Annotated in this window: 17 protein-coding genes and 7 tRNA genes; 17 read left to right on the top strand and 7 right to left on the bottom strand. The window is 43.4% G+C overall.

From position 1 onward, the window contains the following. Positions 1-38 precede the first annotated feature (38 nt). The gene (locus OCU38_RS05620) at positions 39-2,438 is read right to left on the bottom strand and encodes a DNA polymerase II (protein ID WP_261824102.1); all 2,400 of its coding nucleotides are present in this window, start codon (positions 2,436-2,438) and stop codon (positions 39-41) included. Positions 2,439-2,782: 344 nt separating this feature from the next. On the opposite strand from OCU38_RS05620, the gene uvrY reads away from it, so the two are divergent. The 14 genes from uvrY (at position 2,783) to nspC (ending at position 13,726) form a co-directional block, all read left to right on the top strand. Next, positions 2,783-3,427, top strand: coding sequence for a UvrY/SirA/GacA family response regulator transcription factor (uvrY, locus tag OCU38_RS05625; protein WP_023404933.1), 645 nt, complete (start codon positions 2,783-2,785; stop codon positions 3,425-3,427). Then, the gene (uvrC, locus tag OCU38_RS05630; protein ID WP_261824103.1) at positions 3,428-5,260 is read left to right on the top strand and encodes an excinuclease ABC subunit UvrC; all 1,833 of its coding nucleotides are present in this window, start codon (positions 3,428-3,430) and stop codon (positions 5,258-5,260) included. Positions 5,261-5,337: 77 nt separating this feature from the next. Then, a complete protein-coding gene (gene pgsA, locus OCU38_RS05635; protein WP_023404931.1) occupies positions 5,338-5,892 on the top strand; it encodes a CDP-diacylglycerol--glycerol-3-phosphate 3-phosphatidyltransferase in 555 nt (184 codons plus the stop codon). Between the two features lie 306 nt (positions 5,893-6,198). Beyond that, positions 6,199-6,272: transfer RNA gene (locus OCU38_RS05640), tRNA-Cys, on the top strand. Between the two features lie 18 nt (positions 6,273-6,290). Then, a tRNA-Gly gene (locus OCU38_RS05645) sits at positions 6,291-6,366 on the top strand. A 77-nt stretch (positions 6,367-6,443) separates the two neighbouring features. Continuing rightward, positions 6,444-6,530 (top strand) — tRNA-Leu (locus tag OCU38_RS05650). 68 nt (positions 6,531-6,598) lie between these two features. Then, positions 6,599-6,672 (top strand) — tRNA-Cys (locus OCU38_RS05655). Positions 6,673-6,711: 39 nt separating this feature from the next. Next, positions 6,712-6,787 (top strand) — tRNA-Gly (locus OCU38_RS05660). A gap of 76 nt (positions 6,788-6,863) precedes the next feature. Continuing rightward, a tRNA-Leu gene (locus OCU38_RS05665) sits at positions 6,864-6,950 on the top strand. Between the two features lie 66 nt (positions 6,951-7,016). Continuing rightward, positions 7,017-7,092: transfer RNA gene (locus OCU38_RS05670), tRNA-Gly, on the top strand. A gap of 183 nt (positions 7,093-7,275) precedes the next feature. Then, positions 7,276-7,734, top strand: a complete 459-nt coding sequence (tnpA, locus tag OCU38_RS05675; RefSeq protein ID WP_261824104.1) for an IS200/IS605 family transposase — start codon at positions 7,276-7,278, stop codon at positions 7,732-7,734. A 629-nt stretch (positions 7,735-8,363) separates the two neighbouring features. After that, positions 8,364-11,255, top strand: a complete 2,892-nt coding sequence (locus tag OCU38_RS05680; RefSeq protein WP_261824105.1) for a pyridoxal phosphate-dependent class III aminotransferase — start codon at positions 8,364-8,366, stop codon at positions 11,253-11,255. A gap of 12 nt (positions 11,256-11,267) precedes the next feature. After that, positions 11,268-12,515 (top strand): carboxynorspermidine synthase, encoded by a 1,248-nt coding sequence (locus tag OCU38_RS05685; protein ID WP_021713158.1) that lies wholly within the window; start codon positions 11,268-11,270, stop codon positions 12,513-12,515. An 80-nt stretch (positions 12,516-12,595) separates the two neighbouring features. After that, a complete protein-coding gene (gene nspC / locus OCU38_RS05690; protein WP_261824106.1) occupies positions 12,596-13,726 on the top strand; it encodes a carboxynorspermidine decarboxylase in 1,131 nt (376 codons plus the stop codon). Between the two features lie 105 nt (positions 13,727-13,831). On the opposite strand, the gene OCU38_RS05695 is transcribed toward nspC, so the two are convergent. Beyond that, positions 13,832-14,347: a glycine cleavage system protein R gene (locus tag OCU38_RS05695; RefSeq protein ID WP_261824107.1), complete on the bottom strand. Its 516-nt coding sequence runs from the start codon at positions 14,345-14,347 to the stop codon at positions 13,832-13,834. 270 nt (positions 14,348-14,617) lie between these two features. Between OCU38_RS05695 and fabV the strand changes: the two genes are divergently transcribed. Next, positions 14,618-15,820, top strand: a complete 1,203-nt coding sequence (fabV, locus tag OCU38_RS05700; protein WP_261824108.1) for an enoyl-ACP reductase FabV — start codon at positions 14,618-14,620, stop codon at positions 15,818-15,820. A gap of 224 nt (positions 15,821-16,044) precedes the next feature. Here the strand turns inward: fabV and OCU38_RS05705 are convergent, their stop codons facing one another. Then, a complete protein-coding gene (locus tag OCU38_RS05705) occupies positions 16,045-16,308 on the bottom strand; it encodes a GrxA family glutaredoxin (RefSeq protein ID WP_023404217.1) in 264 nt (87 codons plus the stop codon). Between the two features lie 261 nt (positions 16,309-16,569). Between OCU38_RS05705 and OCU38_RS05710 the strand changes: the two genes are divergently transcribed. Further along, positions 16,570-17,769: an iron-containing alcohol dehydrogenase gene (locus tag OCU38_RS05710; protein WP_261824109.1), complete on the top strand. Its 1,200-nt coding sequence runs from the start codon at positions 16,570-16,572 to the stop codon at positions 17,767-17,769. Positions 17,770-17,900: 131 nt separating this feature from the next. Here OCU38_RS05710 and OCU38_RS05715 read toward each other — a convergent pair whose 3' ends face one another. From OCU38_RS05715 to OCU38_RS05730, 4 genes are all read right to left on the bottom strand, one after another. Further along, complete coding sequence (locus OCU38_RS05715; protein WP_023404215.1) at positions 17,901-18,752, bottom strand: MurR/RpiR family transcriptional regulator; 852 nt, start codon at positions 18,750-18,752, stop codon at positions 17,901-17,903. Positions 18,753-18,984: 232 nt separating this feature from the next. Then, complete coding sequence (panP, locus tag OCU38_RS05720; protein ID WP_261824110.1) at positions 18,985-20,634, bottom strand: pyridoxal-dependent aspartate 1-decarboxylase PanP; 1,650 nt, start codon at positions 20,632-20,634, stop codon at positions 18,985-18,987. A 106-nt stretch (positions 20,635-20,740) separates the two neighbouring features. Further along, complete coding sequence (locus OCU38_RS05725; protein WP_261824111.1) at positions 20,741-21,256, bottom strand: hypothetical protein; 516 nt, start codon at positions 21,254-21,256, stop codon at positions 20,741-20,743. Positions 21,257-21,368: 112 nt separating this feature from the next. Next, a complete protein-coding gene (locus OCU38_RS05730) occupies positions 21,369-22,274 on the bottom strand; it encodes a lysine exporter LysO family protein (RefSeq protein WP_261824112.1) in 906 nt (301 codons plus the stop codon). 493 nt (positions 22,275-22,767) lie between these two features. Here OCU38_RS05730 and OCU38_RS05735 point away from each other — a divergent pair, with 493 nt between their 5' ends. Then, positions 22,768-23,388, top strand: coding sequence for a TfoX/Sxy family DNA transformation protein (locus tag OCU38_RS05735; RefSeq protein ID WP_261824113.1), 621 nt, complete (start codon positions 22,768-22,770; stop codon positions 23,386-23,388). Positions 23,389-23,538: the final 150 nt, after the last annotated feature.

A 23,538-nucleotide genomic window follows, 5' to 3' on the forward strand; every position in this document is an offset into this window, starting at 1 on the left:
TAAATTGTTGAGGCGATTGTACTCGCAATTTGTTGCAATTAGAACAGGCCAATCTGCGGCGCATTAATATCATCAAATTTGAGGCCAACAAAAGGTAAAATGGCATCGGCGATGGGCTTAACTTGCTTTTCAATATAGTGCTCGTAATCATAAGCACTGCGCACAAATTCGATGGGTTCTGGGCCACTGCGGGTCATCACATACGCAATTCGACCCCGGTTTTGATATTGCAAAGGACGTCCGAGCTGTTGATTGATTTCATCAGCTAAACGTGCGGCGCGTACTTGTGGTGGTATGTTCTTTTGGTAGTCATTGAGCTTTCTGCGCAGACGTTTACGGTAGACAAGCTTGTCGTCTAACGCGCCAGATTCCACTTGGGCAACGGTATCTAAAATGAACTGAGTGGGATCTTGCCCATCAAAAATAAGCTCATATAGGCGGGCTTGAAAACTTTGCGCCAGTTCTGTCCAGTCGCTACGCGCACTTTCTAAACCTTTAAAAACGATGCGTGAATCATTTTGGGTTTTGATCAAGCCTGCGTAACGTTTCTTGGAACCTGTCTCTGAGCCTCTAATCGTAGGCATAAAGAAGCGATTAAAGTGAGTTTCGTATTCTAACTCAAGTAGGGAAGTGAGTTGGTATTGCTCAGCAAGGTGCTGCTTCCACCAAGCGTTAATGTGCGCGGTCAGGGCGTGACCCACTTCATTGGCTTGCTGGGCACTGCATTCGCCTTTTAACGAGACAAAGGTAGAGTCAGTATCACCGTAGATGACCTCATAGCCTTGTTCTTCAATCAGCTTACGGGTGGTCTTCATAATTTCGTGACCGCGTAACGTAATTGAGGAAGCCAAGCGCGTGTCAAAGAAGCGACAACCGGAAGAGCCTAATACCCCATAAAATGAATTCATGATGATTTTAATGGCTTGTGAAAACGCCACTTCTTTCTCTTTTTTAGCTTGATCACGGGCGTGCCACAACTCTTCGATTAAGTTGGGCAGATAATGTTTACTGCGGTGAAACTGCGCCTTTCGAAAACCGGGCACGGCTTGATCTGCTTGATTGCCAATCTCTAGCTGCAGACCTTCAATGAGTCCCATAGGATCAATGAGGAAACTACGAATGATGGCCGGATACAGGCTTTTAAAATCCAGCACTAACACCGAGTCATACAATCCCGGTTTTGAGTCCATGACAAAGCCGCCGGGGCTGGCAATCCAATCATTAGGCATTAAATTTGGCGCAACATAGCCACCTCGGTGTAAACGAGGCAGATACAAATTAGAAAAAGCCGCCACACTGCCACCGACTCTATCAAGGGACAAGCCCGTTAGTTTACTGCGCTGAATTAGGTAATCGAGTAGGTGGGTTTTGTGAAAGATCTTGTTGACCAGTACACAATCTTGCAGGTTGTATTTTGCCAAAGAGAGCTTGTCATGGTGGAACATGTCATTGATCTCTTGCATGCGGTCATGCACGTTATGGATGGCTTTGCCTTGCTGTAATAACTCTTGAGAAACAGACTCCAACGACCAAGAATCAAACGAATACGTCGCCGATTTAAGGCCATCGATACCATCAACCACCACACGTCCGGGGATGGTAATAAAACCTTGCTGGCTTTGATTCGATTGTCGGTAGTAGCAATTTTGTTTGCCTCGCCCCAAATTAAGACGGATCTTGTGTTGTTCGGCTCGCTGCACCAATAGACGCATATCAAAGCCGATGACATTCCAACCGATAATAATGTCAGGATCAAACTGCACAAACCAATCAATGAGCGCACGAAGCAGAGCGTTTTCATTTTCCACCCACTGAATGGGCGTCTCATCACTTGGCTGAGGTTCACCTATCATGATCACGCGGCTGTCCATGATGGAATCTAAACCAATGGAGTACAGCACGCCTTTAGCAGAACACTCAATATCAAGAGAAACCACCGATAGATTCGGCATGTAGTTTTTGGTGGCGCGACATTGAGCATTGGAAATTTTTAAGTAGCCGTTTGCAGGTGTCTCCTGACCACTGACTTCGATTTGCCCTTGAATAAACCGCTCCATGAGATAGCGATCAACCAATCTTATATCAGGCTCATAGATAGCAATGCCATTATCAAGCAGTGCGCGCTCAAAATTCATTGCGTATTTACGGGTTGGGAAATAACAGGCGCTAACGGGGTTTAACTGAAAGGTTTTTAAAGGTAGCGGTTTGGTTTGTAAGGGAATTTTAAGCTGATTGGCTAATTGCTCTACCTGTGCTTGCTGTGTGCTTTCAATAAAATATACCGATTTTTGATCAGGAATTTGAACCAATACAGGCCCTATATCCGTAGAAATCCACAGTTCGATAATACTCGAAGTGCCGAGATCTTTACTTTGACGGGTTAAGATAAATCCTGAACGCAATATACAAACCTTTTTGCTACTCTTACAAGTAGCCATCATAACAAACCCTTGCTGAGCTGTTTATATGAATTTAAATATGATTTTAGGTAAATTTATAGTCACCTTGGGGCTTAGCGTAAAAGGAGAGAAGAGCAGCAATTTGAGTTGTAAAATCTTGATTTAAACTGGTTGCATATATGAAATGCGGTATAAAATTTAATCGAATAAGCATATTATTGCACGACTGTGTCATAGTAATTGCACTAAAATATTGTAATATCGTAAATACTAAGCATATTTGGATGTCGTAAACTACGCCAATAACGTAGAATAACGGTCGCGTGTTATGATGACTTCATGACGATCTATGCAGCCAAGAATTAGAGTGTGGAGATACAAGTTTGATAAATGTTTTCCTTGTAGATGATCATGAGCTTGTACGCACAGGGATAAGACGTATTATCGAAGACGTCCGTGGTATGAATGTAGCAGGGGAAGCTGAAAGTGGTGAAGATTCTATAAAATGGTGCCGCAATAATCATGTTGATGTGATCCTTATGGACATGAATATGCCGGGCATCGGTGGCCTTGAGGCAACCAAAAAAATATTGCGTTTTAACCCTGATATAAAAATCATTGTGTTGACCGTACATACTGAAAACCCATTTCCAACTAAGGTGATGCAAGCTGGCGCGTCTGGCTATCTGACCAAAGGTGCTGGGCCAGATGAAATGGTGAATGCAATTCGTATGGTGAACAGCGGTCAACGCTATATTTCACCTGAAATCGCACAACAAATGGCGCTTAGCCAAGTTTCAAGTTCTTCTGATAACCCTTTTAAAGATCTCTCCGAGCGTGAACTTCAAATCATGCTAATGATCACTAAAGGGCAAAAAGTGACTGATATTTCTGAACAACTGAGCCTAAGTCCTAAAACGGTGAACAGTTACCGTTATAGACTGTTCAACAAGCTCGATATCAGTGGCGATGTAGAACTGACACACTTAGCCATTCGTCACGGAATGTTGGATGCAGAGACGCTGTAGGTGACATCGCAGTTCGACTCAACCGCATTTCTTAGAACGGTTACACATCAGCCCGGCGTTTATCGAATGTATAACGCCGAGGCTGTTGTCATTTATGTAGGCAAGGCGAAAGATCTTCAAAAGCGCCTTAGCAGCTACTTCAGAAAAAAGCTCGATAACGAAAAAACACGTGCCTTGGTCAGTCACATTGACCACATCGACGTGACGGTTACTCATACCGAAACCGAAGCCTTAATCCTTGAGCATAACTACATCAAACAGTACTTACCTAAGTACAATGTGTTGCTCAGAGACGACAAATCCTACCCGTATATTTTCATCAGTCATCACAAGCATCCTCGTTTGTCCCTACATCGCGGCTCAAAAAAGCGTAAGGGCGAGTATTTTGGTCCGTATCCAGATTCTGGAGCGGTGCGCCAAACGTTGCATCTATTGCAAAAAATCTTACCGATGCGCCAATGTGAAGACACCATCTATGCCAATCGAACGCGGCCTTGTTTGATGTATCAAATTGGACGATGTGCAGCGCCTTGTGTGAAGAGCATTATCTCCGATGAAGAGTATCAAGACTTAGTGCAATGGGTGCGCTTGTTCTTGCAGGGCAAAGACAAACAAGTGGTCGAGTTGTTAATTGCCAAAATGGACGAAGCCAGTCGAGGTCTCAAGTTTGAGCAAGCGGCGCAGTTTCGGGATCAAATTCAAGCCATTCGCCGCATTCAAGAACAGCAGTTTGTCTCCGAAGACAGCTTTGATGATATTGACGTGCTCGGCTTTGCTCAAGAATCTGGTGTAGCTTGTATTCATATTTTGATGATTCGTCAGGGTAAGATTCTCGGCAGTCGCAGCTTCTTTCCAAAAATTCCGAACAACAGCCAAACCGAAGAGATTTTTTATAGTTTTATTAGCCAATACTATTTGAATCAATCTGAGGGCAGGGGTTTACCCAGTCGCTTAGTGTTCGCCTCGGGTTTGCTTGAGGATGAAAAGCCTTTCCAAGAAGCATTGACACAAATGGCAGGTCGGCACGTCAGTTTTCATACCAATCCTAGTGGGCATCGTGCTCGCTATTTGAAACTGGCAAATACTAATGCACTCAGTGCAATTACGACTAAAATTAATCATAAGATGACCATCTCGCAGAGGTTCAAAGAGCTTCAGCAAGTGCTGAATATGGATTCGATTCGTCGCATGGAATGTTTTGATATCAGTCATACCATGGGTGAGAGCACCATAGCCTCCTGTGTGGTATTTAATCATGAAGGACCAGTTAAGCCAGAATATCGTCGCTACAACATCACAGGCATCACCGGTGGGGATGATTATGCGGCGATGGGGCAGGTACTTGAGCGTCGTTATTCCAAGCAGATAGATGTAGATAAAATTCCCGATATCATTTTCATTGATGGTGGTAAGGGACAACTGAATCGCGCTATTGAGATCATTTCTAAATATTGGGATCAGTGGCCGAAACGTCCACGCTTAATTGGTATCGCCAAAGGCGTCACGCGTAAGCCGGGCCTTGAAACTATGATTACTGCTGAAGGTGAAGAGTTTAATATGGCTAGCGACGCGCCAGCGCTGCATTTAATGCAGCACATTCGCGATGAGAGCCATAATCATGCGATTGCAGGGCACAGAGCGAAGCGAGGTAAAACGCGTCGCACTAGTGCACTGGAAGGCATAGAAGGAGTCGGGCCAAAACGTAGACAAGCTTTGTTGAAATATATGGGCGGTTTACAAGAACTGAAGAGGGCCAGCGCTGAAGAAATAGCCAAAGTGCCAGGTATCAGTAATTCTTTAGCAGAAAAGATAGTTCAAGCGTTGCAACACTAACTAAAATCCCGCAACATTAGGGATAAACCTATAGCCAAATAAGCATGTCCATTTGACGTGCCTTCAGAGTAAATAAAATGCGATTTACTATCCCGAATATTCTTACCTTGATTCGCCTATTCTTGATCCCAGTGTTTGTCATTGTGTTCTATCTGCCATTTTCATGGGCACCTTTTACAGCAGCAATGGTGTTCTGGGTTGCCGGGTTTACTGACTGGCTCGATGGGGTGTTGGCGCGTAAGTTAGGGCAGACATCGCGTTTTGGTGCATTTTTAGATCCTGTTGCGGATAAAGTGATGGTGGCAACCGCGCTATTATTGATTGCCGAGCATTACAATACGATTTGGATTACGGTTCCGGCCATCATAATGATTTCCCGAGAAATCATTATCTCAGCATTAAGAGAGTGGATGGCGGAAATAGGCAAACGTGCTAGCGTTGCCGTGTCGTGGATTGGTAAAGTGAAAACCTTTGCGCAAATGTTTGCCTTATGGGTGCTGATTTGGCGTTATGACGATTGGATGATTTGGATTGGTTTCCTATCTTTGTTTATTGCGACCGTGCTTACCTTGTGGTCTATGGTGCAATATTTGAATGCCGCCAAAGACGATTTGCTTCACGCAGACGAATAATTTAAAAATAAAATAACCAGCGAAAGCTGGTTTTTTTATGCCTTCAGCGTCTAGTTGTGCCTATTTTGCATAACCTTGAACATCAAACCAAAACAAACAATGAGTTACTCAAAAATAGCCTGAAGAAAAATAAAGCAATTTAGGTGGATTTTAATCAATTTTTGATACTTATCTAACCATCTTGCCAAGGTTTGTTTGTAAAGCGAGCAAACGAATCATAATTCGAAAAATTTTATTGACTCACAGGGTCGAATCCGTAAAATGCCACCCCGTACCCAAGAGGAATTAACTCTTAAGCAGTACGACGGCGCCTTGGCAGAGTGGCTATGCAGCGGATTGCAAATCCGTGGACCTCGGTTCGATTCCGGGAGGCGCCTCCATTCTCTTAACGAGAATATGCGACACTAGCTCAGTTGGTAGAGCGCAACCTTGCCAAGGTTGAGGTCACGAGTTCGAACCTCGTGTGTCGCTCCAAATTTTACGATATGGCGTTAAGCGATATCAGATGGTGTTTTACTTTTCAGTAATCGGCATCGCAACAAGTTTTGCGTGCCCTGGTGGTGGAATTGGTAGACACAAGGGATTTAAAATCCCTCGGCGTTCGCGCTGTGCCGGTTCAAGTCCGGCCCGGGGCACCATCTATTTAGAGTATGGCCAAGTCGTTCTCTTGATGTAAAAATGAAGCTTAGCTTCAACAAAAGAATATGGCGCCTTGGCAGAGTGGCTATGCAGCGGATTGCAAATCCGTGGACCTCGGTTCGATTCCGGGAGGCGCCTCCATTATTCTTTAGCAAAAACTATTATTTAGAAATAGATAATGCGACACTAGCTCAGTTGGTAGAGCGCAACCTTGCCAAGGTTGAGGTCACGAGTTCGAACCTCGTGTGTCGCTCCAAATTTTACGATATGGCGTAAGCGATATCAGATGGTGTTTTACTTTTCAGTAATCGGCATCGCAACAAGTTTTGCGTGCCCTGGTGGTGGAATTGGTAGACACAAGGGATTTAAAATCCCTCGGCGTTCGCGCTGTGCCGGTTCAAGTCCGGCCCGGGGCACCATCTATTTATAAGTCAGTTACTACTTTAAAGTAACTAGGATTCATAAGAGTCCTGTAAAAGAAAAATGCGACACTAGCTCAGTTGGTAGAGCGCAACCTTGCCAAGGTTGAGGTCACGAGTTCGAACCTCGTGTGTCGCTCCAATATAAGAAAGCCTTAGCAGCAATGCTAAGGCTTTTTTGTTGTATAGAGAAAACCCCCAGCTAGGCTGGGGGTTCAGTAAAGCTTACAGCTATGAGTCAGTTATAAAACCCCTTTCAATTTGATAAAAATACCTTGTGGTCTGGCAACTACAAGAGTTGAATTAAAATTGAAAGGGGGTCCCAATGGGGGACGAAAAGAGCTTAGCGCACACGCGCTGGAATTGTAAATATCATATAGTTTTTGCACCAAAATATAGAAGACAGGTGTTCTATGGTGAAAAAAGGAGAGCTGTAGGTGAAATATTACGAAAGCTATGTGAATGGAAAAATGTAAATATCATTGAAGCAGAATGTTGTGTGGATCATATCCATATGCTTTTAGAAATACCGCCTAAGATGAGTGTTTCAGCGTTTATGGGGTATTTGAAAGGTAAAAGTAGTTTGATGTTGTATGAGCGGTTTGGCAATTTGAAATTTAAATATAGAAACCGAGAGTTTTGGTGCCGTGGATATTATGTAGATACGGTTGGAAAAAATACTAGCAAGATCAAAAGTTACATAAAGCACCAATTAGAACAGGATAAGATGGGGGAGCAGTTATCGATCCCGTATCCAGGTAGCCCGTTTACGGGCCGTAAGTAACAATTTTTATGCAAATGTCAGATCATTATGCGCCTGCTAGGGCGCTGCCAGCATGAAAGCCTTATAGGCGCATATGAAAAACCTCCGGCTATGCCGGAGGATTATTTTTTTGTGTCAGTTTTTGTATTGAATATTGATAGCAAGATGTCAGTTTATGTAAGCGTAAGGGCTGAAATATTGCTAGTGAAACATTTTGAAAACAAATTAAGTGCATATTTTGACTGTTTTGCGTGTTGGGTATTGCTAAATGCCTATTTTCTTGATAAATTCCCGCGCAATCTCAGAGTGCTCTGAGGGACACGCGTAATAACCATCCTGAGCTGATTGTGATATTACGTAGGGTAGGTATCAAACGAACGTCGTTTGATAGATGGGAATAACCATGTCAGTGATGACATAGCGATAGGCAACCCAACATGAATCAATCAAATCTGATAATCAGCTTTAAACTTCCGGCTTACGATATCGTAACTGAGCCTTGATCCGTCAATTCTGACAGTTCACCCCAATGTAATTATTTTCTTAATGTCTCTTATTTAGAGAGGCTTGCGTACACTAAATCAATATCACTTTAGATCAGAAATTTTCTCAAGATCTAGGGTAATGATTACTTCAATTTAGGTAAACTTATGAGTTCTGCATTTGAATTTGAAATGTCGGCGGCGAATGCTGCTTTTTCAAGTGATGTTCCTATTGTTGACGGTATTTATGACCTCACACCGGATCAAATGTTAATTGATCAAGCTGAGCACGAATCTGAAGTTCGTTCTTATCCTCGTCGTATTCCTCTTGCCATTAAACGCGCGTATGGCGCACTAGTGGAAGATACTCGTGGACAACTGTTTTTAGATTGTTTAGCGGGTGCGGGTACATTAGCACTTGGCTACAATCACCCAGAAATTAACACTGCTCTAAAAGAGCAATTAGAAAGTGGCTTGCCATATCAAACCCTTGATATCACAACTCAAGCTAAAGACACTTTCATTAAACGTGTTAAAGGCTTCTTACCTGAAGAGTTTGCTAGAAATTCAGCTATACAGTTTTGCGGTCCTTCTGGCGCAGATGCGGTAGAAGCGGCGATTAAGCTGGCCAAGCAAACCACTGGACGCAACACTGTGTTTGCATTTCGCGGTGCATACCACGGCATGACAAACGGCACTATGGGTATGATGGGTAACCTGAATACGAAAGCGCGTCGCACTGGCTTAATGTCAGACGTACACTTTATGCCATTTCCATACAATCTACGCTGCCCATTTGGCCTAGGCGGAGAAGCGGGCGCAAAAGCCAGTATTCGTTACATTGAGCGTCTGCTTAATGATGATGAAGCGGGCATCATGAAACCGGCGGCAATTTTTGTCGAACCTGTGCAAGGCGAGGGCGGCGTTATTCCTGCTCCTGCTTCTTGGTTACGTGAGTTGCGTCGTATTTGTGATGAGCACCAAATCCTATTGGTATTGGATGAAATCCAATGTGGCGTTGGTAAAACTGGTTATCGTTTTGCTTTTGAAGAAGCGGGCATTAGCCCTGATATCCTGTGTCTTTCTAAGGCCATTGGTGGCGGTCTGCCAATGTCGTTGTTGGTATTTAAGAAAGAAAACGACACTTGGAATGCCGGTGAGCACACGGGTACATTCCGTGGTAACCAACTGGCAATGGTCACGGGCGCAAAAGCGCTAGAAATCATTGAACGCGATAAGCTGGTTGAGCATGCCGCTACAGCAGGTCAGTACCTACGTGAAGGGCTAGAAGCGATTCAACAGCGCGTAAACTGCATTGCAGAAGTGCGTGGTAAAGGCCTGATGTTAGGCGTTGAAATTGCAAAAGCTAATGGCGAGCGCAACAAATTTGATGAACGCGCCTCTGATGGCGATTTAACCCTAGCGATTCAACGTGCGGCGCTTGAGCGTGGCTTAATTGTTGAAAAGGGCGGTCGTGATGGCAGCGTAATTCGTTTCTTGCCGCCTTTGATTATCTCTTACGCACAAATCGATTTTGCATTGCAAACTCTTGAGCAAGCTATTTTGGCTGCGGGCGGATCTTACGTTGATCCTGAGCCGACCAACAAGCAGTGGCAAAAACACTTTGTACATACTGGCGCTGAAGGCGCAAACGAATTTGCCAAAGTGATGCACCACACTGTGGATGCAATGAAAACGGTATTTGCAGCGATTGATCAGCCTTATTCAGGCATGAAACCGCAAGAGTTAGAAGCGAAAATCAATCAAGTTGACCTAAACAACGGTAATCAAGCGTTAACCGAGGTTGTGGATAATGCTTCGGATCTAGTGGCGAAAAACTCCATTATCGTGCAGCACCCAAACTGTATTGCGCACTTGCATACACCACCGTTGATGCCTTCCATTGCCGCTGAAACCATGATTGCGGCGTTAAACCAATCAATGGATTCTTGGGACCAAGCCTCTGCTGCGACCTATGTTGAGCAAAAAGTGGTGGATTGGCTGTGTGAGCAATATCAAATGGGCGCAAGCTCTGATGGCGTATTTACCAGCGGTGGCACTCAAAGCAACCAAATGGGTTTATTACTCGCACGTGACTGGTTTGCAGATGTGACGAGCAAGCACTCTATACAGAAGCTAGGCAATCCTGATTACGCCGATAAACTGCGCATTATCTGCTCTGATAAATCGCACTTTACGGTACAAAAATCAGCGGCGTGGATGGGACTGGGTGAAAAGTCGGTCATCTGCGTAGACACCTTTGCTGATGGCACTATGGATACCGAAGCACTGGCTGAAACCATCGCTAAAGCAAAACAAGACGGTTTAATGCCATTTGCGCTAGTGGCGACGGCGGGCACGACCGATCATGGCGCGATTGATGATATCAATGCGATGGCGAAAATTGCCAGTGATGAAAACCTTTGGCTACATGTCGACAGTGCCTATGGCGGCGCTTTGATTTTGAGCAGTCATAAAGAGCGTTTGCAAGGCATTGAAAAGGCCGATTCAGTATCGGTGGATTTCCACAAACTGTTTTATCAAACTATTAGCTGTGGTTCATTGCTAGTCAAAGATAAAGCCAACTTTAAGTACTTGCTTCATCATGCTGATTATCTAAACCGTGAACACGATGAGTTGCCAAATCTCGTGGATAAAACCATGGCGACTACCAAGCGTTTTGACGCGCTAAAAGTGTATATGACCATGCAAAATGTGGGTCCTAAAGCACTGGGTGAAATGGTTGATCATCTTTTAGAGCAAACTCAGCAAGTTGCGAAAATGGTTCAACAACATGAAATGTTTGAACTTCTTGCCACCCCTGCGCTTTCAACCGTGCTTTTGCGTTGCAAGCATGTGGATGCTGAACGTCTGGATACGCTGAATCAAAAAGTGCGTATTGAAGCCTTAGTTCGCGGCGTGGCGGTATTGGGTGAGACTGTTGTTGATGGGCATAGTGCTCTGAAATTTACCATCTTGAACCCGTGTCTGACTCTGTCAGATTTTGAAACCCTATTAAATAACATTGATAAGCTAGCGGTAGAGCTAGCGGCACAGTAAAGGAAATATAAAATGGCTGTTTTACAAATTGGCGCTGGTGGCGTTGGTTGGGTAGTTGCGCACAAAGCGGCGCAGAACAATGAAGTGCTAGGTGATATCACAATCGCATCTCGCACTATCGCTAAATGTGACAAAATCATTGAATCGATCAAAGGTAAAAACAACCTTAAAGATCCTACTAAAAAGCTAGAATCACGCGCTGTAGACGCTGACGATGTTGCCGCTTTAGTGGCGCTTATCAATGACGTAAAACCCGATCTTGTGATTAACGCCGGTCCTCCGTGGGTGAACATCACTATCATGGAAGCGTGTCTACAAGCCAAAGTGTCTTACCTAGATACTTCGGTTGCGGTTGATCTATGCTCTGAAGGCCAGCAAGTACCTCAAGCGTACGATTGGCAGTGGGGCTTCCGTGACAAATTTAAGGAAGCGGGCATCACCGGTATTCTTGGCGCAGGTTTTGATCCAGGTGTGGTCAGCATCTTTGCTGCGCATGCGGTAAAACATCTGTTTGATGAAATCGATACTATCGACGTAATGGATGTGAACGCAGGCGATCACGGCAAGAAGTTTGCTACCAACTTTGATCCTGAAACCAACATGCTTGAAATCCAAGGTGACTCTTTCTACTGGGAAAATGGCGAGTGGAAACAAGTTGGCTGTCACGAGCGTATGTTTGAGTTTGATTTCCCGTTAGTGGGCAAGCACAAAGTGTACTCTATGGCGCACGATGAAGTGCGTTCAATGCAAGAGTTCATTCCGGCTAAGCGTATCGAATTTTGGATGGGCTTTGGCGATGCTTACCTAAACTACTTTAACTGTATGCGTGATATCGGTCTGCTTAGCCCAGATCCGCTAACACTGCACGACGGTACGGTTGTTCAGCCGCTGCATGTACTAAAAGCCATGCTACCTGATCCAACGTCTCTAGCTCCGGGTTACACAGGTAAAACTTGTATCGGTACTTGGGTTCGCGGCACTAAAGATGGCAAGCCTCGCGGCGTATTTATCTACAACAATGCCGATCATGAAGTGGCGTACGAAGATGTTGAACATCAAGCTATCTCATACACCACAGGCGTACCTGCCATTACTGCAGCTCTGCAATATTTCCGTGGCAAATGGGCAGAAGCGGGCGTGTTTAACATGGAACAGCTAGACCCAGATCCGTTCCTAGAAACTATGCCTGAGATTGGTTTAGACTGGCACGTACAAGAGCTGGATCCTGAGCAAGCACCGGACATTCAAATCCTTAAATAGAGTTTGAATCTAGAGTCTAATTTCTAATCTTAAAGCCAGTATTTATACTGGCTTTATTAGCTTAATGAGTGAACGAATTGATGAACCATTCACAGTTGCAAACCCCTTACTTCATGATTGATGAAGCTAAGTTGATTCAAAACCTTGAAACCGCTAAGAAGCTCAAAGAGCTATCGGGCGTGAAACTGGTTTTAGCGCTTAAATGCTTCTCTACGTGGGGCGTATTCGACATTATTAAACCTTACCTAGATGGCACTACCAGTAGCGGTCCCTACGAGGTCAAGCTTGGTCATGAAACCTTTGGCGGTGAAACTCACGCTTACAGCGTAGGTTACACCGAACAAGACGTGTTAGAGGTGGCTGATATTGCAGACAAACTGATTTTCAATTCGCAAAGTCAGTTAGCGCATTATCGACACTTAGTTGAGGGCAAAGCCTCGTTAGGACTACGTCTTAATCCGGGCGTGAGCGTAGCAGGACAAGACTTAGCAAACCCAGCACGAAAGTATTCACGTTTAGGCGTACAAGCGGCGCACATCGACCCACAGGTGTTTGATGCACTAGATGGTGTGATGTTCCATATGAACTGTGAAAACAAAAGCGCAGATTCATTTGTGGCCTTACTGGACTCAATCTCTGAGCAGTTTGGACAATACCTAGATAAAATGCAGTGGGTTAGCTTAGGTGGCGGCGTGTTCTTCACTTGGCCGGGCTATGAGCTTGAGAAACTGGCGGCTGCACTGAAAGCTTTTGCCGAAAAGCATGGCGTACAGTTATATCTTGAACCAGGTGAGGCGATTATCACTAAAACAACCGATTTGGTCGTGACAGTGGTTGATATTGTCGAAAACGAAAAGAAAACCGCTATTGTCGATTCAGCAACTGAAGCGCACCGTTTAGATACCTTAATTTATGATGAGCCTGCTTCAATTTTAGAAGCCACTGATGGCGCTTTGCATCACTATGTGATTGGTTCGTGCTCATGCTTAGCGGGCGACCAGTTCTGCGAAACGCAATTTGCTGAGCCGCTAAAGATTGGTCAGCGTCTACATATCTTAGACAGTGCGGGTTATACCATGGTGAAACTGAACTGGTTTAATGGCATTAAGATGCCATCCATTTATTGCCAGCGTAGCAGTGGGGAAGTAGTCAAGCTCAATGAGTTTGGTTACGCCGATTTTAAACGTTCACTCTCTCAGTGGTCCGTTTAAAACGCCTGATAACCACATGAAATTTAAATAAAAAAGCTCGCTAAATATAGCGAGCTTTTTGATAGGTACGTATGTCATTTAACGTGAATACGCTAAATGCTTTACCTAAGCGTTAATGATCACTTTAGTATCTTCGCTTAGTGATTCCAATTCACGAGTCACATCTTTTAGGCCTAACGCCGCTGGCAGTTTAAGCGCCAGTTGCGCGGTGAATAGGCTTGCACTAATGCCGCTACCACCACCTGCAATAAACACTCGTTGACAGTCCATATCCAGGATAGTGACGTTTTGTTTATCTAAAATGTGCGTAATTTCGTTAACGATACCTGCGCGGTCGTTAGCATTGACGCGCAATGAATAGATTTCGTTTTCGTCGTGCAGTGATGCGTCAGCATCAGCAAATTGGCAAGTAAGATTTTCTGTTTTTGAAAATGCTTCTTTCACGATTTGTGCATTTTCTTGCGGTAGTTCAATTTTAATCACACCGGCAACATGGTGCTCGATAAAGTTAACTTTGCTGAGTAACCATTTGCCGTTGTTCTCATGCGTGACTGAAGAAAGGCGCTTGATAGTCGAAGGCGAAGCTGTGCCGATAAAGTTTACGATAAATGTAGTTTGCATAGAATTTCCCCTACAGTTTTGATAAGCCTATGGAAATCAGAACTAATTTAATTGATGTATCTAGTTTAGAAAACAATATTTATACTTGCATGATATGAATCAAATATTTAGCCAGATATCCATTTTATGGTGAGAACTTAGATCTAGATTTTGATTATATTGCTCATAAGTGCTCCAACCACTGACGATTCATGGCAGATCTTCTATAAATAGGGTGAGATTTTGCTAAGAACCTTTTATGCTACGCAGGTTAATTTAAGGAAGTGAATAATGATCATAAAACCTCGAATTCGTGGATTTATCTGTACCACAACACACCCAGTGGGCTGTGAAGCTAACGTAAAAGAACAAATTGCTTATACAAAAGCACAAGGCCCAATTGCTAACGCACCAAAACGTGTGTTAGTTGTCGGCTCTTCAAGTGGCTATGGCTTATCTTCTCGTATCGCGGCAGCTTTTGGCGGCGGCGCATCGACTATTGGTGTTTTCTTCGAGAAAGCAGGAACGGAAAAGAAACCTGGCACCGCAGGCTTTTACAATGCAGCGGCGTTTGACAAGCTAGCACATGCAGAAGGCTTATACTCAAAAAGCTTAAATGGCGATGCTTTCTCTAACGAAGCTAAGCAAAAAACCATCGACCTTATCAAACAAGACCTTGGTCAAATTGATATGGTGGTTTACTCACTGGCATCTCCAGTACGTAAAATGCCAGAAACAGGTGAAGTGATTCGTTCTTCACTAAAACCGATTGGTGATACTTACACATCAACGGCAGTAGATACCAATAAAGACCAAATTATCGAAGCAAGCATTGAGCCTGCTACTGAGCAAGAGATTGCAGATACAGTAACGGTAATGGGCGGCGAAGATTGGGAATTGTGGATCAATGCTCTTTCTGACGCTGGCGTATTGGCTGACGGTTGTAAGACAGTCGCATACAGCTACATTGGTACTGAGCTAACATGGCCAATCTACTGGGACGGCGCATTAGGCCGTGCCAAAATGGATCTAGACCGTGCATCGACTGCACTCAATGAGAAACTGTCAGCAACAGGCGGCACAGCAAACGTAGCGGTACTTAAATCTGTTGTAACGCAAGCAAGCTCGGCGATTCCTGTAATGCCGCTGTACATTGCAATGGTATTTAAGAAAATGCGTGAAGAGGGCGTACACGAAGGTTGTATGCAGCAAATCTATCGCATGTTTAGCCAACGTCTATATAAAGCAGACGGCAGCGCAGCAGAAGTTGATGAAAGCAATCGTCTTCGTCTTGACGACTGGGAATTGCGTGAAGATATTCAGCAACATTGTCGCGATCTATGGCCTCAAATTACTTCTGAGAACATCAGAGACCTGACTGATTACCAAGAATACAAAGATGAGTTCTTGAGCTTATTTGGTTTTGGTATCGATGGTGTTGATTACGAAGCGGACGTGGATACGCTTGTTGATTTTGATGTGATTGATATCTAATCCGTAGTCATTCTGTTTTGTAAAACATCTATATTGTTAAAAGCCTCTATAAACTTTTGTTTATAGAGGCTTTTTTATTGTGTATTTTGCTGTCGGATAACCAAGCAATCTGACTATGATTGCGATAAATTACAGACAAAAAAATGAAGGCGCTATGGCCTTCATCTTGAATCAATATATTAGGGTGCGTTGCTTGCTAACTTTCAGTGTGAGCAAAAAGTAACTTAAGCGTATAGCCCTAGGTTTTCTTTAGCGTAAGCTTCAAATTCTGTGCAGCCACCAATGTGATCTTGGTCGATGAAGATTTGAGGAACAGTTTCAACAGGCTTACCTACTGTTTTCTCAAGATCGGCTTTAGAAATGCCTTCTGCATGAATATCAACGTAACGGTAATTAAAATCCGTACGGTTTTCCTTTAGTTCTTCTGCGATCTCTTTTGCACGAACACAGTATGGGCAAGCAGGACGACCAAAAATAACTACAAACATAAAACTCTCCTTTTCAATATTAGAACTATGCCTTAAGCGTTTAACGAAATAAAGAAGAAATTACCTACTAGAGCGATAGGCAAAATCTATCAAATAATCTTGTCATTATAATTGGTAAAAAGAGAAGTTAAACGAAACGCAAATTTAAAAATATTGTAAACTAAATGTAGCGATTTAAATCTTTGATTTCACATGGGATAAGCAGTGGCAAGGCAGCCGTCTGTGAATGCTCGAGATTTAGAATTTTAAAAGGATGTTTGTATGTTTCAGTTTATGACGACGTCACGGATCGTATTTGGGGAGGGGACTCTTCAATCATCACTTTCCACCCTTAATCAGTTTGGCTATAGCGTTCTATTGGTGACAGGAAAAGATCTTACTCGCTCAGCCATGATTACCCAGTATTTAAAAAGCCAACTGATGCGTTACCATCACTTTTCTGTTAGCAATGAACCTAATATCGCAATGGTGGAAGAGGCAGCCGTGGTGGCTCGTCGCTTTAAGCCCGATATGGTGGTGGCAATGGGCGGAGGTAGCGTGATTGATATGGGCAAGGCGCTGGCGGCAATGACCACTAACGGAGGCGATCTTTACGATTATGTAGAAGTGGTTGGGCGAAATGTACCAATCAAGTTTGCTCCGCTGCCTATGATAGCTATTCCAACGACAGCAGGTTCGGGCGCTGAAGTGACAAAACATGCGGTGCTTAAATCTGGGCAAGATAAGGTCAAAGTCAGCCTAAGATCGCCGGAGTTACTGCCAGATGTCGCCATTGTTGATCCTACGCTTACCTATGGCACCGACCTTGCCACTTCTGGTCGTGGGGCTATGGACGCGTTTACGCACTTGATGGAAGCTTACGTGTGCGGGGAGCCCAATCCTCTTACGGATATGATTTGCGAAGAAGGATTACGCAGACTTTCGCGCTCTATTCTGGCTGCCTGTCGACAAGACAATCCGCGTGCACGGGCAGATTTGTCTTTTGCTGCAATGCTTGGCGGTATGGCAAGCACCAATGCTAAGCTCGGCGCGGCGCATGGTTTAGCTTCGGCATTAGGTGGGAAAATTAACGCGCCGCACAGCGTTATCACCGCAAGACTAGCGCCGTTTGTGATGCATGAAAATATGCGCGTAGCAAAGCAAAGCGGTCGTAATGATGTGTTGGCTCGCTACCGTAAGGTTGCGCAGTTGGTTACAGGAGATGAAGAAGCGCATCGAGATGATGGCGTTGCTTGGGTCAACAATATGCTTAAACAGTTGGAAGTGCCTACATTATCTTATTTTGGTGATTGCGATGCGTCATTTAATGACATCGCTTGTGACGCGCTAAAGTCAGTGGCGATTAAAGGTAATCCATTACCGCTGACTCAAGATAGGCTGGTGGAAGTATTGAGCTCGGTATACATGCAGAGTCATTCGCAAAAATATCGTCAGCAAGATGATCTATCTGAAATGATTTAATCGCTGCACTTTACCTTGATGCATTTTAGCTAGATACAAAAAATGCGCCATTTCGAATGCTTATTGAGCCAGTACAGCTTAAGTACTTGAAATGGCGCATTTATTTATTTTTAACGAGAACAGGTTAAACGTTAAATCTCGCCTTTATCAAAACGTGACTCACGCAAGGTCTCTTTTACGCGTTTTAAGTTGTCTCTAAAGCCACTACCACGGCGTAAGGTAAATCCTGTTGCTAACACATCAATGATGGTCATTTGCACCACACGGCTCGCCATTGGCATATACACGTCGGTATCCTCTGATACATCAAGGGTGATGGTAAGCGATACCGCTTTATCTAGAGGGGAGTTCTTAGCCGTAATTGCGATGACCGTTGCGCCGTTGTCACGAGCAAGATGAGCAATTTCAATCAGGCTTTTAGTACGTCCTGTGTGAGAAATTAACACGACTACATCGTTATCGGTGCTATTGATACAGCTCATGCGTTGCATGACCGGATCATCAAAGCGCGTAATCGGAATATTAAAGCGAATAAACTTATTTTGCGCGTCTTTAGCGACTGCAGAAGAGGCACCTTGCCCAAAAAATGAGATGCGTTTAGCTTGAGTCAGTAAGTCGACAGCACGGTTAATTTGTTGTGCGTCTAAGCTACTTTTTGCTACATCTAAGCAAGCCATGGTCGATTCAAATATTTTATGAGTGTACGCATCCGGCCCGTCAGTTTCTTCAACATTACGGCTTACGTAGGGCGTACCATTGGCTAGGCTTTGCGCTAAGTGCAATTTGAAATCGGGAAATCCCTTAGTATCTAAGCGACGGCAAAAACGATTTACGGTTGGCTCACTGACATCGGCAAGTTTCGCAAGTGTTGCAATACTTGAGTGAATAGCTGTCTGCGGATTCGCCATGATAACTTCAGCAACCTTCCTTTCGGACTTGCTAAAGTTGTCTAAATTTTTTTGTACTTTTTCTAAAGTATTCATGAAGTTGGCTTATCGGATAATTTGAATACGTGACTCAATAGTGAGACTGACGAGCGTGAAAACGAATAAAATCAGTATATACCGTTCTGTAGTCGTGTTGTAACAAAACAGAAACTTAATGACAAGTAATGCGTAATAATATGACAGGCTTCAAAGTTGAAGCAGTCAGTTAGCCTCTTTTAGGTACTAGATCGCATCAATTTAGCCAAAATGGCATACATGAGAAAATAAATTACAGTCCTGACTCAATAGCATCGACAATGGTGTTGATCTGTTTAGTGAGCGATGGAGCCGCTTTTGCTATTTCACGTTGTTCGTTGAGAATATTATGCAGTATCTCTTTGGTAGTAAGAGGGTTTGCTAACACAACTCGGAAAACAATGGTCGTCATCTTGTCCCACTTCTTAGGCGTAAGGGTAGTACGAGATACAAACGATAATCCGTTTTCACGTTGATGTTTTTGAATGAACTGGGTTAATCCATTGATCAATTCGTTGAGCTTGTGTTTTTTCTTACCTGTAGCCTTGTGTAGCGCCGCTTTAACGTGTGGTGGTATGTAGCGATAGGTGAGTAGACAGAGTTCAGGCTCAGTAACGAGCTCAAAATCGGACTGCTGGCTTATTAAATCCGCAAAGTAGCGAGCTTTATCTAGGCTAGCATTGATTAATAACTCATAACCTGGTCTGCTGATAATATGCATGCTTGAGTAAAGTAGCATTGCCATACCAGAGCGAGATCCCTCTAGGGCATGACTACCGAGATCTTTTGAACCCTTACGCAGAATATAAGCCGCATGGTGTTCAATGCTGGCCATTGAGTGCGGGTCTTTAAATAGAACCATTCCCGCGCCCATAGGGATATACAGTTGTTTATGCGCATCAATAGTGACTGAGTCAGCCAGTTCAATACCCGCAAGTAAATCTCTGTGCTTATTGGACATCAGCGTTGCGCCGCCCCAAGCCGCATCGACGTGGAAGTGGCATTGGTGCTTTTGACAAATCGCGGCAATCTCGGCCAGCGGGTCGATATTACCGGTTTCGGTGGTGCCTGCGATGCCCACTACTGCGATAGTCTTGATTTTATTTTCTTCAAGTTCGCCAAGCTTAGCCTCTAAATCGGCTAAACAGACTTTATTGTGATCATCGGTCTTAACCGGAACTAAACTTTCACGACCAATACCCAATACATCAGCGGCTTTTTTCAATGAATAATGCCCACGTTCGGACACCACAATTGCGACGCCTTCGTAGTCGTAATGTTTCAGCGCTTTAAAGATGCCTTGCTGTTCGATACCACGGAATTCACCATCGGCAGGAAAGGCGTTATTACGTGCCACCCATAAAGCGGTGATGTTGGCGATAGTACCGCCAGAACAAAACGCACCTAATGAGTGCTGTGCACTGTGCATCCATCGGCTGTAAAAGGCGTCATCTTGCGCATAGATAAGGTTGTGCAGCATCCCCAACACTTGACGCTCTAGTGGCGTAAAGGCCTTAGAGGTTTCAATTTTCACTAAGTTTTGATTGAGCGCTATCATGATTTTGGATAACGGCATCAAATAATAGGGAAGTGCAGACGTCATGTGGCCGATAAAGCTTGGCGATGAGGTATGAACAGAGTGCGAGACTAAGGTATCAAGCAGGTGCTGGGTATGATCAGAAACAAAAGTGGGTGTTTCTGGCAAAATGGATTGTCGAAAATCTTTTTCGATTTCACGAAGAGGTTTTTCTTCCGCAACAATATGTTCTTTTAGGAATTGATTCAGGTTTCCAGACAGGCTCTCTTCAATTTGCGTGAGCGTCGATTCTGGGCCCTCAGGAACAGTAAATATTCTGAGTAAGCTTTCGAAATTAACTTGTGCTGTTTTGTCCTGTGAAACCATATAACATGAATTTGTATTGCGGAAATTGCGAGACAATGTAATAAATTAATCACTTAAAGTCTCGCATTATTTTTCATGTATTGATTTTATGGTTAAGAGTAAAGCATCAATGTGAGTTGCAATTCATAGCAACTACGTCCTCAATTGAATGGTTATAGCGATTTAACGCATGCTCGATTTTATTGGGGTGGCTGAGTAAATCAGCCAGTGCCGAGCGAAATTCATAATTTTGTGGGTGAGATTGTGCTTGTCGATATTGGAAACTTTGTTTGGCTAATTGGCCTAATTTATCATCACGATTAGACAGTGCTTTAATGTCGCTTTGAGTCAGTTGCAGCCAAGATTCGACGTCTGCTTCTGTGGAAACTTTATTCGGCTCAGACTTTAAAAAGGTGTGTACGGCTTCGCGATTGAGCTCAAAGTGTTTTTTACGACCGTCGACAAACCATTCACTGACTTCTTTGAGTTGTGGTTTGTCATTGCTGGTGATCGTGGCAAGGTCTTGATACCAATTAATTGAAGCATCAATATAAGTATCGTATTTTTTGATTTGGCATTCCGTGTTTGCGGCAAAGGCAAAAGCAGGCATAGCTGACAATAGTAAAACCAGCATTTTGTTCATCGAATAATTCCCTGAGTTGATAGACTCTACGACAGTAGTAAAAGTAATCTAACAAACCTTCTATCAATTACCTAAGCGTTCGATGACCGAATGTGAGCAAACCCGCCAAATATTACATTCCTAATCCGGCAAAGGTTAAGATCAGAACAGGGACCAACAAACTTAAAATAAAACCACTGACAATCGCCACAGGAACGCAACGTATGCCACCGGTTTGCTGAATGATGGGTAATGTAAAGTCCATCGCAGTTGCGCCTGCGTAGCCAATAGCAGTGCAAGGGCGGCTTTTTATTAATAGTGGGATAAAAATAAGCGCCATCAGCTCACGAAGTAACTCAACAATTAATGAGGCACTGCCGTATAAAGGGCCGTAGCTCTCAGTGATTAAAATGCCACTTAATGAATACCAGCCAAAGCCAGACGCCATGGCTAGCCCTTGGCTTATCGGCAAGCCAAGTATTAGAGCAGACACAATGCCGCCGAACCAAGATGTGAGTATTACGACTCCTGCGATGATTAAGCCATGTTTGTTGATGATGATTTCACGAAGTGTCAGACCGCTATTTCGAAGCTGTATGCCGATTAAAAATAGCAAGCCAAATAAGGTCCATTCACTCGCAGCATGTACCCAGTTCCAATATCCAGGTAGTAGCAAACCAATTCCAACGCCAAGAGCGACCACAAACACCAGTTGTAGCGATTCTGAGGCCATTTCCAATAGCGGTAGTTTGTTTTTTTTGCCTTGTACCTGCAAAGGAAATTTAATATCGACCAAGGGTAAAGCCAGAACGTTAAATATACCCATGCTAATAAAAAAGCAGCTCGCCACTATGATGATCTGTTTTATGTTGCCGCCAAGGTTTTCCATTCCGGCAATGCTTAACCCCATTAGAAATAGGATAAACAGTACCGTGTATGAACAGATCTTGTTGATCTTACCTAAGATATGCGGTGTTTTAATTGAGATGAAATAACCCACAATCAATGGGATAAAAATGAACAATAACCCTAGCAACATGTTTGTTTAGATACTTTCCGGTGGTTGTTTAAGGATGAATACACTGCATAATATGCAATCATATTTAGAAGATTCATCAGCTTACACTAATCCTATTCAGCTGAAAATTATTAGAATCATTTTGCGTACTTTAGTTGGCTAATTTACGCTCAAATCCCATTTTCTTCTCGATACAAATCGCAATCTCTCATACTTTTTGTAATTTCAATACTACTAGGCGTACATAGACAACAGAACGCTTGACTGTAAAGCTTATTGAGTAGTGGGAGGAGTGATAACTATCGTATTCAATAACTGGTCATTCTAGCTTGGTTAAAATACTCGCTAACGGCGTTGCAATTTTTGATTGTAGAACAACTACTTATCGAAAAATTCCGCCTTGCTTTTTGAGTGTTTTTCCTGTGCTATTTCTGATTACTTATTGAGTGTGATTGGTATGAGGTCGATAGACTCTGAAATAAGACAGATAATGATGCAAGTGGAGACCATAATTATGGCTAAAAATGGAATTGCAGCTGTGATTGAGAAAATTCAACATTTTAATGGATTAAACTCTCGTTCGATGTTTGGCGGTACGGGTTATTTTATTGATGATGCGATGTTTTTATTGGTGCATAACGAAAAGGCGTATCTGCGCGGCGGGCCTGATTTAACCGATAAATTGATCACTTTAGGCTGTAAACAGTTCAAATTTCAAAAGCGAATTGGCAGCGCAAGAGTCCAGTATTACAACATTATGGATCTTTATTTCTCTGATCCCATTCAAACACATTCTCTATTTATAAAATCCATAGAAAATGCCAAAACCGACAAAGATAAATGCCAGCATTGTCATGAACGCATCCGTGATTTACCCAATTTACAACTCAGTACCGAAAGGATGCTAGCCAGAATAGACATTCAAGACGTAAGCCGATTGAAGACCATAGGTTCAAGTGAGTCATTTCGCCGTTTGCAATCCATCTATGGTTTAGATCTTAATATTAATTTGCTGTGGAAATTAGAAGGTGCCATTCAAGGCGTCCACTTTTCTTTATTAGGCAATGCAATCAAAAATGATTTGCTAGGAAAGATCTCAGGCAATCAAGTGGGTAGGGTATCAAATTTAAATTGAGTGAGTAGAGCCGTTGGATGAATAGCATAAAAGAAGCCGTCAGTATTAGTGACGGCTTCATGCTGTATGGCATGACTACAGAGAGTGCTTATCGGTGCGTTTAGTTCGCTTAATTTAGCGTACTTAATTTACATACCTTGTTTTAGCGTA

Source organism: Vibrio neonatus (assembly GCF_024346975.1).
Classification (GTDB): Bacteria; Pseudomonadota; Gammaproteobacteria; order Enterobacterales; family Vibrionaceae; genus Vibrio; species Vibrio neonatus.

Coding starts and splice junctions, on each gene's coding strand:
- OCU38_RS05620 (WP_261824102.1), bottom strand. CDS start 2,438: ATGGCTACTTGTAAGAGTAGCAAAAAGGTTTGTATATTGCGTTCAGGA.
- pgsA (WP_023404931.1), top strand. CDS start 5,338: ATGCGATTTACTATCCCGAATATTCTTACCTTGATTCGCCTATTCTTG.
- tnpA (WP_261824104.1), top strand. CDS start 7,276: ATGGGGGACGAAAAGAGCTTAGCGCACACGCGCTGGAATTGTAAATAT.
- OCU38_RS05680 (WP_261824105.1), top strand. CDS start 8,364: ATGAGTTCTGCATTTGAATTTGAAATGTCGGCGGCGAATGCTGCTTTT.
- OCU38_RS05685 (WP_021713158.1), top strand. CDS start 11,268: ATGGCTGTTTTACAAATTGGCGCTGGTGGCGTTGGTTGGGTAGTTGCG.
- nspC (WP_261824106.1), top strand. CDS start 12,596: ATGAACCATTCACAGTTGCAAACCCCTTACTTCATGATTGATGAAGCT.
- OCU38_RS05695 (WP_261824107.1), bottom strand. CDS start 14,347: ATGCAAACTACATTTATCGTAAACTTTATCGGCACAGCTTCGCCTTCG.
- fabV (WP_261824108.1), top strand. CDS start 14,618: ATGATCATAAAACCTCGAATTCGTGGATTTATCTGTACCACAACACAC.
- OCU38_RS05705 (WP_023404217.1), bottom strand. CDS start 16,308: ATGTTTGTAGTTATTTTTGGTCGTCCTGCTTGCCCATACTGTGTTCGT.
- OCU38_RS05710 (WP_261824109.1), top strand. CDS start 16,570: ATGTTTCAGTTTATGACGACGTCACGGATCGTATTTGGGGAGGGGACT.
- OCU38_RS05715 (WP_023404215.1), bottom strand. CDS start 18,752: ATGAATACTTTAGAAAAAGTACAAAAAAATTTAGACAACTTTAGCAAG.
- panP (WP_261824110.1), bottom strand. CDS start 20,634: ATGGTTTCACAGGACAAAACAGCACAAGTTAATTTCGAAAGCTTACTC.
- OCU38_RS05725 (WP_261824111.1), bottom strand. CDS start 21,256: ATGAACAAAATGCTGGTTTTACTATTGTCAGCTATGCCTGCTTTTGCC.
- OCU38_RS05730 (WP_261824112.1), bottom strand. CDS start 22,274: ATGTTGCTAGGGTTATTGTTCATTTTTATCCCATTGATTGTGGGTTAT.
- OCU38_RS05735 (WP_261824113.1), top strand. CDS start 22,768: ATGGCTAAAAATGGAATTGCAGCTGTGATTGAGAAAATTCAACATTTT.